This is a genomic window from Bradyrhizobium sp. SZCCHNR1051 (genome assembly GCF_032489615.1).
Taxonomy (GTDB): Bacteria; Pseudomonadota; Alphaproteobacteria; order Rhizobiales; family Xanthobacteraceae; genus Bradyrhizobium.
Map to the genome: position 1 here is coordinate 401,675 of NZ_JAUEYJ010000001.1, position 12,355 is coordinate 414,029.

The window sequence follows — 12,355 nt, forward strand, 5'->3', positions numbered from 1 at the left end:
TGGATCAGTTCGGACCTCAGTGGGCGGTCAGGCCGCCGGCGGCTTCGTCGCCGTCGGCCTTCACCGGCACCTTGGTGTCCTCTTCCCAGACGATCGGCACCGGCTTGCGGACCAGGGCCCGGGCGACGACGTCGTCGAGACGGGACACCGGGATGATGTCCATGCCGCCCTTGATCGCATCGGAGATCTCCGTGAGATCCTTGGCGTTGTCCTCGGGGATCAGCACCGTCTTGATGCCGCCGCGGGCAGCGGCCAAGAGCTTCTCCTTCAGACCGCCGATCGGCAGCACGCGACCACGCAAGGTGATCTCGCCGGTCATCGCGACGTCGTGACGGATCGGAATGCCCGTCATGACCGAGATGATTGCGGTTGCCATCGCGACGCCCGCCGACGGACCGTCCTTCGGGGTCGCCCCCTCCGGAACGTGGACGTGGATGTCGCGGCGGTCGAACATCGGCGGCTCGATGCCGTAGACGATCGCCCGCGAGCGGACGTAGGACGCTGCCGCCGAGATCGACTCCTTCATGACGTCGCGCAGATTGCCCGTCACCGTCATCTTACCCTTGCCGGGCATCATGACGCCTTCGATCGTCAGCAGCTCGCCACCGACATCGGTCCAGGCCAGGCCCGTCACGATACCGACCTGATCGTCGCTCTCGATCTCACCGAAGCGATACTTCGGCACACCCAAGAATTCCTCGACGGCCTTCTCGGTGACCTTCACCGACTTCTTCTTGGACATCATGAGCTCCTTCACGGCCTTGCGGGCCAGTGTGGAAATCTCACGCTCCAGGTTACGCACGCCCGCCTCGCGGGTGTAGCGCCGGATCACGAGCAGCAGCGCGTCATCGTCGATCGACCACTCCTTCGAATCCAGGCCGTGCTTTGACAGCGCGGACGGGATCAGATGCTTGCGGGCGATCTCGAGCTTTTCGGTCTCGGTGTAGCCCGCGATGCGGATGATCTCCATGCGGTCCATCAGCGGGCCGGGAATATTCAGCGTATTCGCGGTCGTGATGAACATCACGTTCGACAGGTCGTAGTCGACCTCCAGATAGTGGTCGTTGAACGTCGTGTTCTGCTCGGGGTCCAGAACCTCCAGCAGCGCCGACGACGGGTCACCCCGGAAGTCCGAGCCCATCTTGTCGATCTCGTCCAACAGGAAGAGCGGGTTCGAGGTCTTGGCCTTGCGCATCGACTGGATGATCTTGCCGGGCATCGAACCGATATAGGTCCGGCGATGACCGCGGATCTCCGCCTCGTCGCGCACGCCGCCCAGAGACACGCGAACGAACTCGCGGCCGGTGGCCTTCGCGATCGACTTGCCGAGCGAGGTCTTGCCGACGCCGGGAGGTCCGACCAGGCACAGGATCGGGCCGGTCAGCTTGTTGGCGCGCGACTGCACCGCCAGGTACTCGACGATGCGATCCTTGACCTTCTCCAGCCCATAGTGATCCGCATCCAGAACCGCCTGCGCGGCCTCCAGATCCTTCTTCACCTTGGACTTCTTGTTCCACGGGATCGACAGCAGCCAATCCAGATAGTTGCGCACGACGGTCGCTTCCGCAGACATCGGCGACATCTGGCGCAGCTTCTTCAGCTCGTGCTGCGCCTTCTCTCGCGCTTCCTTGGAGAGCTTGGTCTTGTTGATGCGCTCTTCCAGATCGGCGAGCTCGTCGCGGCCGTCCTCGTCACCCAGCTCCTTCTGAATGGCCTTCATCTGCTCATTCAGGTAGTACTCGCGCTGGGTCTTCTCCATCTGGCGCTTGACGCGCGAGCGGATGCGCTTCTCGACCTGCAGCACCGAGATCTCGCTCTCCATCAGGCCCAGCACCTTCTCCAGGCGCGTGGTGACGGACAGCGTCTCCAGGATGCCCTGGCGATCGGCGATCTTGACGGCGAGATGCGAGGCGACAGTGTCGGCCAGCTTGCCGAAATCGGTGATCGACTGAACGACGCCGACGACTTCGGCGGAGATCTTCTTGTTCAGCTTCACGTAGCTTTCGAAGTCCGACACGACGGACCGCCCGAGCGCTTCGGCCTCGACCGACTTCGCGTCGGTATCCTCAAGCGCAACGGCAGTGGCTTCGTAGTAGTCGGCACGATCGGTGTACTTCTCGACGCGCGCGCGCTCCAGGCCCTCGACCAGCACCTTCACAGTGCCGTCGGGCAGCTTGAGGAGCTGCAGCACGCTGGCGAGCGTCCCGGTCTCGTAGATAGCATCCGCAGCTGGATCATCGTCGGACGCGTTCTTCTGCGTCGCCAGCATCACCAGCGCGTCGTTCTTCATCACCTCTTCGAGGGCGCGGATGGATTTCTCGCGGCCGACGAACAGCGGAACGATGTTGTGCGGGAAGACGACGATGTCGCGGAGCGGCAGAACCGGATAGGCGTGGCTCTCGCCGTAGACGATGGTCGGCCGGGGTTTGGGGGTCGTCATGGCCTGTTCCTTTTGTTTAGCCCCCTTGCACGCAGTCCGCCATCGTGCGCAACCGCCACAAGGTGCGATCTGATCCGGACATCACTGACGCGTCGATATCGCCCGCTTGTTTCGGATCGTTTGTTGAGGCGAATCCCGGGATTGAGATTTGTATCGCCACGCGACATTAGGTGGCTATCGACCCGGGGGGTGTCAAGTATCGGTAAACACCCGCCAAAAATGGCTTTACGCGGCGGGACGCTGAAACGCTGCGATGCCGCGGACATGATGTCCGCAGCGATCGCCGATCTAACAAATCGAGGTCTTCTGTCTCTCGTGCCAGCGCGCCTCACGCGCTGGCGCTGCTTTCCACCGCACGATCGGACCGATCGGCGTAGATGTAGAGCGGACGGGCCGTGCCCTCGACCACTTCGCGCGAGATGACCACTTCCTCGACGCCCTCGAGACCCGGCAGGTCGAACATCGTCTCGAGCAGGATGCTCTCGAGGATCGACCGCAGGCCACGCGCGCCGGTCTTGCGTTCGATGGCCTTGCGCGCCACTGCGCCCAGCGCCTCGTCGGCGAAGGTGAGCTCGATGTTCTCCATCTCGAACAGCCGCTGATACTGCTTCACCAGCGCGTTCTTGGGCTCGGTCAGGATCTTCTTCAGCGAGTTCTCGTCGAGATCCTCGAGCGTCGCCACGACCGGCAGACGGCCGACGAACTCGGGGATCAGGCCGTACTTCAGGAGATCCTCAGGCTCGACGTGACGGAAGATCTCGCCGGTACGGCGGTCTTCCGGCGCCAGAACCTGGGCGGCGAAGCCGATCGAGGTCGACCGGCCGCGCGCCGAGATGATCTTCTCCAGTCCGGAGAACGCACCACCGCAGATGAAGAGGATGTTGGTGGTGTCGACCTGCAGGAACTCCTGCTGCGGGTGCTTGCGGCCGCCCTGCGGCGGAACCGACGCAACCGTGCCCTCCATGATCTTGAGCAGCGCCTGCTGGACGCCCTCGCCCGACACATCGCGGGTGATCGACGGATTGTCCGACTTGCGACTGATCTTGTCGATCTCGTCGATGTAGACAATGCCACGCTGCGCGCGCTCGACATTGTAGTCGGCCGCCTGCAAGAGCTTCAGGATGATGTTCTCGACGTCCTCACCGACATAGCCGGCCTCGGTCAGGGTCGTCGCGTCCGCCATCGTGAACGGCACGTCCAGGATGCGGGCGAGCGTCTGGGCGAGCAACGTCTTGCCCGAGCCGGTCGGGCCGATCAGCAGGATGTTCGACTTCGCCAGCTCGACGTCCGAGTGCTTGGTCTGGTGATTCAGCCGCTTGTAGTGGTTGTGGACGGCGACCGACAGCACCTTCTTCGCATGGTTCTGGCCGATGACGTAATCGTCCAGGACCTTGCAGATCTCCTTCGGGGTCGGAATCCCGTCGCGCGACTTCACCAGCGAGGACTTGTTCTCCTCGCGGATGATGTCCATGCAGAGTTCGACGCACTCGTCGCAGATGAAGACGGTTGGACCTGCGATCAGTTTGCGGACTTCGTGCTGGCTCTTGCCGCAGAACGAGCAATATAGCGTGTTCTTCGAGTCGCTCGTGCCGACCTTACTCATTCCTGTCTCCGTCCGCGGTTCGCTCTTGTCCGCTCGTTCGTTCCGATCCGGCACGGGCCGGACCAGACTGGTGAAAGAGCAAATTTCGTACCAAAATTAACACCTTGTTCTTCACCCGTCGTGCACCGACGACCTACGCGAATCCCCCACGATCCATAACTGGACACTCTAGCCAATCATGCTGTCATCCGACTATCAAGAATTCGCTAATCGGAGCACAGACCCTAGACCGTGACATTACCGTGATTTTGGGGCTTGACACGGTAAGAACACGCGAAATCAGCGAAGCGTTGCGTGTTTGCCACGCCTATTTGCCGGCCGCACGGCAGGGTTGCGGCCCTTTTGGGACCCCACCTTGGTACCTTTGCCGGCCCGAGCCGGCAAAGGCGATGCTATTGCGTTCCGAGGCCCGTCAATCGGACCCCGCCTCGATCACGGACGGCTCACTTACCCATCGCCGCCGGATCTTCCGGCCGCTTGTCGAGAACCTTGTCGATCAGGCCGAACTCCTGGGCCGCTTCCGCCGTGAGGAATTTGTCGCGCTCCAGGGCGTCCTCGATCGCCTTGTAAGACTGGCCGGTGTGCTTGACGTAGATCTCGTTCAGCCGCTTCTTCAGGTTCAGGATCTCCTGGGCGTGCAGCATGATGTCGGTCGCCTGGCCCTGGAACCCGCCGGACGGCTGATGCACCATGATGCGCGAGTTCGGCAGCGAGAAGCGCATGTCCTTGTGGCCGGCACAGAGCAGCAGCGAGCCCATCGAAGCCGCCTGGCCGGTGCACAGCGTCGACACCGCCGGACGGATGAACTGCATCGTGTCGTAGATCGCGAGGCCCGACGTCACCACGCCACCGGGCGAGTTGATGTACATCGCGATTTCCTTCTTCGGGTTCTCGGCCTCGAGGAACAGGAGCTGCGCGACGATCAGGGTCGCCATGCCGTCCTCCACCGGACCGGTCACGAAGATGATGCGCTCCTTCAGGAGGCGCGAGAAGATGTCGTAGGCGCGCTCACCGCGGTTGGTCTGTTCGACCACCATGGGCACAAGGTTCATATAGGTTTCGACGGGATCGCGCATGAATCACCCAAGGGTTGGACCAGCAGTTGAGACGACCGGCCGCCGCAGGTGAGGCTCATTTCAACGAGCAGCGACGGACAGGTGTCCCGTGATGCAGAACTTCAAGACCGAGCTCACAGATATGGACCAATTCGCCGGTGACAAGACCGGGTCCCCTGGCCAGCCGCGAGCAAGGTCGTTGCGCTGTTCAAGCTGATTCCCGCGGCGGCGGCCAGCGCCTGAACCGGGCCGACCGGCGCTTTCGCCGGTCAACCTTAATCACGCGCTTATGTCGCGAACCCTACGATGGGCGACCTGTTCAGGCCGCCTTGTCGCTGTCGTCGTCCTTGAACAGCTCGTCCTTGGAGACCTTCTTCTCGGTCACGTTGGCGAGCTCGAGGATGAAGTCGACGACCTTGTCCTCGTAGATCGGCGCGCGCAGCTGCGCGAGCGCCTGCGGGTTGTTGCGATAGAAGTCCCAGACCTCCTTCTCGCGGCCCGGCATCGAGCGCGCGCGCTCCATCACGGCGCGGCCGACCTCGTCGTCGGTCACGGTGATCTTGTTCTTCTCGCCGATCTCCGACAGCACGAGGCCGAGACGGACGCGGCGGTCGGCGATGGTGCGGTACTCGTCCTTCGCCTTGTCCTCGGTGGTGTTCTCGTCGGCGAAGGTCTTGCCGCTGGAGTCCATCTCGGCCTTGACCGAGTTCCACATCAGGTTGAACTCCTCGTCGATCAGCGACGGCGGCGCATCGAACTTGTGGGTCTCGTCGAGACGGTCGAGCAGCGCGCGCTTGACACGCTGGCGGGTCGCCTGGCTGAACTCGCCGGCGAGGCGGTCGCGCATCAGCTGCTTCAGCTTGTCGAGCGACTCGAGGCCGAGCGTCTTGGCGAACTCATCGTCCACCACCTTGTCCTCCGGAGCCTCGACCGCGGTCGCCGTGGTCTCGAACTCCGCGGCCTTCCCCGCGAGCTCGTTGTTGAGATAGTTGGTCGGGAACGTCACCTTGAGCGTGCGGGTCTCACCGACGCCGATCCCGATCAGTTGGTCCTCGAAGCCGGGAATGAAGGTGTTCGAGCCGATCACGACATCGATGCCCTCACCGGTGCCGCCCTCGAAGGCGACGCCATCGATCGTGCCCTTGAAGTTGATCTTCACCCGGTCGCCGCTCTCGGCCTTCGCGCCCTCGGCCTTCGCGGCGTAGCTGCGGTTGGCATCGGCCAGGCGCTTGATCGCCTCGTCGACATCGGCGTCGGTGATGTCGGCCACGGGCTTCTCGACCGAGAAGGTCTTGAAGTCGGCGAGCGCAATCGCCGGCACGACCTCGACGGCCACGGTGTAGGTCAGGTCGGACTGGCCAGCGAGGATCTTCTCGACCTCGGCCTCCTCCGTCGGCATCGTCACCTTCGGCTCGGTGGCGAGGCGGAACCCGCGCTCCGTGAAGATCTGCGTGTTGGTGTCGCGGATGGTCTGGTCGATGGTCTCGGCCATGACCGACTTGCCATAGATCTTCTTCAGATGCGCCACCGGCACCTTGCCGGGGCGGAAGCCGTTGATGCGGACCTTGTCCTTGAGATCGACCAGCTTGGCATCCGCCTTGGCGTCGAGATCCGCCGCCGGAACGCTGATCTGGAACTCGTGCTTCAAGCCTTCCGACAAGGTTTCTGTGACCTGCATGGCGTCAATCTTCTTCCGCTTCGGTCCGAACCCTTGCGATCCGGACACATCTGACTCAATTGTGGACGACGCGCGGCAAAGGGCCTTGCGTCGGTGGGATCGGCGGCCCCGCTTCTCTTTGCGAGACAACGGGTTCGCCGGTAAAACTTGGGGCAAACGCCGGAGAAGCGCTTGGTGCGGGCGGAGGGACTCGAACCCCCACAACTTTCGTCACTGGAACCTAAATCCAGCGCGTCTACCAGTTCCGCCACGCCCGCGTGAACTGCATCGATAGCCCGGCCGCGGTGCCGCGGGCGGCGCGGCTTATACCACGCACGAAACCGTCCGCAGCAAAAAAATGGGCTGTCGAAAGCACCACCGCCAGGCCGATCGACCGTGTCGCACGCACAGATAAGGGAAAACAACATGATCCGCATCCCCCTCATCGCACGATGTTTTGTCGCATGACGGAACCGTCCGAGGGGCTCAGCCGCCGTGCCCTGCTCGGCGGCCTCGCCGCAGCCGGCGCGGCCTCGTTTGCCCGCCCGGCTCCGGCCGCCGGCCGAATCTCGGTTTCCTTGGACGCTCGCGGCGAATCTCTCGCGCTGAGCCCGGGACGTTCACCGAGCCCGCTATGGCGGCTGGCTGCACCGGCTCCGGTGGTCCGGCTCGCACGCGGCACGGCGCTCGATCTGGACCTTTCGAATGGCCTTTCGATCCCGGCCGCGCTGTCCAGCCGCGGCCTCACTTTGCCCGCACCGCTGCTGGCGCAGGCGGAGATCGGCCCCGGCGGCCGGGCCACCATTCCAGCCTTGGCGTCGCGCGCCGGGACCGGCCTGCTCGACCTGCGGCTGCTCGCCGACGCCGTGCCGATCCGGCCGCTCCCTGTCATCGTCGACGAAGCCGAGACGGTAACTGTCGACCACGACGAAATTCTCCTGGTCGAGGACTTCAGGCTCGCGGCGGACGGAACCGCGGTTGCGCCACGAACCGAGGCGAGAGACGCCGAGCTCATCTACACCGTCAACGGGCACATCCAGCCGGAGATCGCGCTGCGAACCCATGCGCGGGTCAGGTTGAGGTTCATCAATGGCTGTCAACGCGCTGTGATCGCGATCAAAATCGCCGACCTCGACGCCGTCCGCGTGATGGCCATCGACGGCCAGCCGGCCGAGCCTTTCCTGGCTCGAAACGGCGCGGTGGTGCTGCCGCCCGGCGGCCGCACCGACGTCTTCCTCGACATGCCCGCCGCCAAGACAACGCTGGCCGTGCTGCTGCACGACGGCAGCAATGCGCGTCCCCTCGTCCGGCTGGCGGCGTCGAGCGAGCCGCCGCTCCGTGCCGCCCCGTTGCCGCCGGCGCCGCCTTTGCCTTCGAACGGTTTGCCGGACAAGCTGGACCTGAGGACCGCCGCTCGGGCCGAGCTCACGCTCGACGGCGCCGGCTGGCAACCGCCCGCCGCGTTCAACGCCGCCGGCGCCCCCACCTTCCAGGCCAAGGCCGGCCAAGCGGTCGTGCTGGCATTGGCAAACAAGAGCGCCGGCACCCATGTGGTCCACCTTCATGGCCAGCCGTTCCGGTTGCTCGACCGGCTCGACGATGGCTGGAAGCCCTATTGGCTCGACACGCTGGCGCTGGAGGCCGGCCAGACCCAGCGCATTGCATTCCTTGCCGAGCAATCAGGCCGATTCCTGGTCGAGAGCACGGCGACCAACTGGGCGGCGCCGCGCCTGCTGCGGTGGTATGAGATCCGGTGAGGAAACGAACCTGAGGGAACAGTCCCCATGACCACTGCCGCCATCACCGGGGTCACGGCACGCGCCGTGATCACGCCCATGAAGCGCCCCTTGCGCAACGCGTTCGGCATCATCGACTCCGGACCGCTGGTGCTGATCGACGTCGCAACCGATCAGGGGGTTACCGGCCATTCCTACCTGTTCGCCTACACCAGGCTCGCGTTGAAACCGCTGCTGCATCTGGTCGAGGAGATCGGCCGCGAGCTCAAAGGCCAAGCGCTGGTCCCGTTCGACCTGATGAAACTCATGGACGCCAAATTCCGCCTGCTCGGCTGGCAGGGTCTCGTCGGCATGGCCGTCTCGGGCCTCGACATGGCGTTCTGGGATGCGCTCGGTCAGCTCGCGGGCAAGCCCGTGGTCGAGCTGCTCGGCGGCACCGCGCGACCAATTCCGGCCTATGACAGCTATGGCGTGCTCGATGCCAAGGACGACGAGCGCACCTTGCGCGCCGCGCGCGACGAGCACGGTTTCCGCGCCATCAAGACCAAGGGCGGGCATGGCGACCTCGCGACCGACGAAGCGATGATCAAGGGCCTGCGCGCCCTGCTCGGTCCGGACATGGCGCTGATGCTCGACTTCAACCAGTCGCTCGATCCTACGGAAGCCACGCGCAGAATCACGCGCCTTGCTGCCTACGACCTGACCTGGATCGAGGAGCCGGTGCCGCAGGAAAACCTCTCCGGCCATGCCCGGGTGCGCGAGCGCTCGGAGATCCCGATCCAGGCCGGCGAGAACTGGTGGTTTCCGCGTGGCTTTGCCGAGGCGATCGCGGCCGGCGCCTCTGATTTCATCATGCCCGACCTGATGAAGGTCGGTGGCATCACCGGCTGGCTCAACGTCGCAGGGCAAGCCGATGCCGCCTCGATCCCGATGTCGAGCCACATCCTGCCTGAGGCGAGCGCGCATGTGCTGGCAGTGACGCCGACGGCGCACTGGCTCGAAGTGCTGGACTTCGCCGGCGCCATTCTGACTGAGCCGCTGCAGGTGGTGGACGGCAAGGTCACGGCACGCGGGCCGGGTCTTGGGCTCGCGTGGAACGAGAACGCGGTCGCGAAGTATCAGGTGCAGTGAGCCCGAAACACGCGGTGCCGCCCTGCCCTGAGCGTCATCGCCCGGCTCGACCGGGCGATCCAGTACGCCGAGACGCTGATTGTCACGTCGATGGGCCGCGGAGTACTGGATGCCCGCCTCCGCGGGCATGACAATCTTTGCCGTCAATACTCGACGCCGAACCGGTCAAACAGCCGCCGGAACACCGCAGGCAAGGTCTCCGTCAGATCCTCCGCGATCAGCCCCGGCCCCGCCTCGTTGCCCGCCTCGCCATGCATCCAGACGCCGATGCAGGCGGCCTCGAACGCCGGCACACCCTGCGCCAGCAAGCCGGCGATGATGCCGGCGAGCACGTCGCCGGCGCCGGCGGTGGCGAGCCAGGGCGGCGCATTGGCGGCGATCGCGGCGCGGCCGTCGGGCGCGGCCACCGTTGTGTCGGCGCCCTTCAATAGCACCACGGCGCCACAGCGCGCGGCGGCCGCGCGGACGCGCTCCAGCTTGGAGCGGCCGGGATGCTTGTTGCTGAGATCCGAGAACAGGCGCGGGAATTCGCCCTCGTGCGGCGTCAGCACGATCTGCGCGTCGGCCATCGCCCTGATCTGCTCGAACAGCCGCTCCGGCGCATCGGCGAAGCTCGTCAACGCGTCTGCATCGAGCACGAGATGACGCTGCGCCGACAGCGCGGTGTAGACGAGGTCGCGCGTGCGCTCGCTAACGCCCGTTCCGGGTCCGATGATGCAGGTGTTGTAACGCCTGTCGCAGAGCAGCTCGCCGAACTCGATCGCGGTGTCGGCGGCGCGCACCATCACCGCCGTCAGCGCCGCCGCATTGACCGCGAGCGCATCGCGCGGCGAGGCCAGCGTGACCAGACCGGCGCCGGCCCGCAACGCGGCGCGCGCGGCCATCCGCGCCGCGCCTGTCGCGGCGACGTCGCCAGACATCGCGAGCACATGGCCACGCGCGTATTTGTGGCCGTCGATAACAGGCACGGGAAAGCGGCCCTGCCAGAGCTCGGGTTCGTTCTCGAAGGCCTGCGGCCTGATCTCGGCGAGCACCTGTGGATCGATGCCGATGTCGGCGAGCCGGACGCGCCCGCAATGCTGGCGGCCCGGCAGCAGCAGGTGCGCTGGCTTCTTGCGGAAGAAGGTCACCGTCTCGGTGGCGCGGACCGCAATGCCCATCACCGCAGCCGTGGTGCCGTTGATGCCGCTCGGCAGGTCGACAGCGAGCACCGGCGCGCCATTGCCATTGATCGCTGCGATGACGTCATGGGGCTCGCCGGTGACGGGCCGGCTGAGACCGGCGCCGAATAGCGCGTCGATGATCAGCGCCGGCTTGCCGATCGCCTGCGGCGTGAACGGCAGCACCGGAAACTTCCAGCCCTTGGCGGCGGAGGCCGCATCGCCATGCAGCGCGTCGCGCTCGCACATCAGGATGACCGACACGTCCCTGCCCTGCGCGGCGAGCTCGGCCGCGGCAACGAAGCCGTCGCCGCCATTGTTGCCCGGCCCGCACACGACCACGATCGGCCCGGTCTCGACCAGGTCCATGGCCGCCTCGGCCACCGCCTGTCCGGCACTCAGCATCAGCGAAAAGCCCGGCGTGCCGGCCGCGATCGTCAGCCGGTCGGCGCGCTCCATTTCGCTCGTGGTCAAGATTTCCATAAACCGCTCTCGTCTCCAGCCGCCGTCTTGCGCCGGCAGCCTGATGTCGTCCCCATGGCCTCGCAGGGGACGTCGGCGCCCCGTTCCTCGGAGCCGGTGCGCGCGAATCCCGCGCTTCCTATTGCCGCGCCGGCCCGCAACTTCCAAGGGCGCTGCACATCTGGCAAGGCGCGACGAAACCCGGCACGTCGCCTTTTCCCTGGGCATTTCGGACAGCGCCCGGCTCCGCCGTCAAGACCTGCACAACGTTTGATCTGTTTGCCTAATCTCAAGGCTCCGGTATTCTAGACGTTCCTTGAGGGAATCGTCGGGGGCTCGTGAAATGCCTGATTATCGGCTCGATTTGGGCCCGTTAACGACTTGGCATAGACCCTGCTTTTGTGGAGCCACTTCGGCACGGGGCAAGTCGGGCAGTCAATCACCGGGCCTCCGCCGGAGAGTGTCGGGCCCGGTAACGAAATGATCGAACGACCTGCGCGTGCGCGCAGCCTGACGATGACCCACCTGTTGTTTATAGCGGAATGCCCGGGAGGCGCTCAGTGAAGAAGATCGAAGCCATCATCAAGCCGTTCAAGCTCGACGAGGTGAAGGAGGCGCTTCAGGAAGTGGGACTTCAGGGCATCACCGTCACCGAAGCGAAGGGTTTCGGCCGGCAAAAAGGCCATGCCGAGCTCTACCGGGGCGCCGAATACATCGTCGATTTCCTGCCCAAGGTGAAGATCGAGATCGTGATCGGCGACGACTTGGTCGAGCGCGCGATCGAGGCGATCCGCCGCGCCGCCCAGACCGGCCGCATCGGCGACGGCAAGATCTTCGTGTCCAACATCGAGGAAGCCATCCGCATCCGAACCGGAGAATCCGGGCTGGACGCGATCTAGCCCGACCGCAGGCCTGGAACGGACCGTCCGCTCCAGGCCCCGCACGGAACGTTTGCTGCGCCAGCAGCCCCTACGGCAGCTCAAGTGTCCTCTGCGAGGCGCTTGCACGCGGCCGTTTTGCCGTTTCCGATGTTGTCTTGGCCCCCGCACGAGGCTATGGAGCATGACCCGCGGACGCCGTCCCGCGCCGGGCCGTGACGTTATAAGCCAAG

Annotated in this window: 8 protein-coding genes and 1 tRNA gene; 3 read left to right on the forward strand and 6 right to left on the reverse strand. The window is 65.0% G+C overall.

What is annotated here, in order from left to right; all coding sequences use genetic code 11:
• Window positions 1-16: 16 nt before the first annotated feature.
• From lon to QW868_RS01820, 5 genes are all read right to left on the reverse strand, one after another.
• Entirely contained in the window at window positions 17-2,440 is a 2,424-nt protein-coding gene (gene lon, locus QW868_RS01800) for an endopeptidase La (RefSeq protein WP_315738279.1), read from the reverse strand.
• Window positions 2,441-2,768: 328 nt separating this feature from the next.
• On the reverse strand, window positions 2,769-4,043 hold the full coding sequence (gene clpX, locus QW868_RS01805; protein ID WP_012044595.1) for an ATP-dependent Clp protease ATP-binding subunit ClpX: 1,275 nt from the start codon (window positions 4,041-4,043) through the stop codon (window positions 2,769-2,771).
• Between the two features lie 443 nt (window positions 4,044-4,486).
• Window positions 4,487-5,119 (reverse strand): ATP-dependent Clp protease proteolytic subunit, encoded by a 633-nt coding sequence (locus QW868_RS01810; protein ID WP_315738280.1) that lies wholly within the window; start codon window positions 5,117-5,119, stop codon window positions 4,487-4,489.
• A gap of 298 nt (window positions 5,120-5,417) precedes the next feature.
• A complete protein-coding gene (gene tig, locus QW868_RS01815) occupies window positions 5,418-6,776 on the reverse strand; it encodes a trigger factor (RefSeq protein ID WP_315770864.1) in 1,359 nt (452 codons plus the stop codon).
• Window positions 6,777-6,948: 172 nt separating this feature from the next.
• Window positions 6,949-7,033, reverse strand: a tRNA-Leu gene (locus QW868_RS01820).
• A gap of 174 nt (window positions 7,034-7,207) precedes the next feature.
• Between QW868_RS01820 and QW868_RS01825 the strand changes: the two genes are divergently transcribed.
• Together QW868_RS01825 and QW868_RS01830 are read left to right on the forward strand one after the other, a co-directional pair.
• Complete coding sequence (locus tag QW868_RS01825; protein WP_316229804.1) at window positions 7,208-8,512, forward strand: multicopper oxidase family protein; 1,305 nt, start codon at window positions 7,208-7,210, stop codon at window positions 8,510-8,512.
• A 27-nt stretch (window positions 8,513-8,539) separates the two neighbouring features.
• Window positions 8,540-9,622, forward strand: coding sequence for an enolase C-terminal domain-like protein (locus QW868_RS01830; protein WP_316229786.1), 1,083 nt, complete (start codon window positions 8,540-8,542; stop codon window positions 9,620-9,622).
• A 143-nt stretch (window positions 9,623-9,765) separates the two neighbouring features.
• On the opposite strand, the gene QW868_RS01835 is transcribed toward QW868_RS01830, so the two are convergent.
• Window positions 9,766-11,265, reverse strand: coding sequence for an NAD(P)H-hydrate dehydratase (locus tag QW868_RS01835; protein ID WP_316229787.1), 1,500 nt, complete (start codon window positions 11,263-11,265; stop codon window positions 9,766-9,768).
• 539 nt (window positions 11,266-11,804) lie between these two features.
• Here QW868_RS01835 and QW868_RS01840 point away from each other — a divergent pair.
• Window positions 11,805-12,143, forward strand: coding sequence for a P-II family nitrogen regulator (locus QW868_RS01840; RefSeq protein ID WP_009027873.1), 339 nt, complete (start codon window positions 11,805-11,807; stop codon window positions 12,141-12,143).
• Window positions 12,144-12,355: the final 212 nt, after the last annotated feature.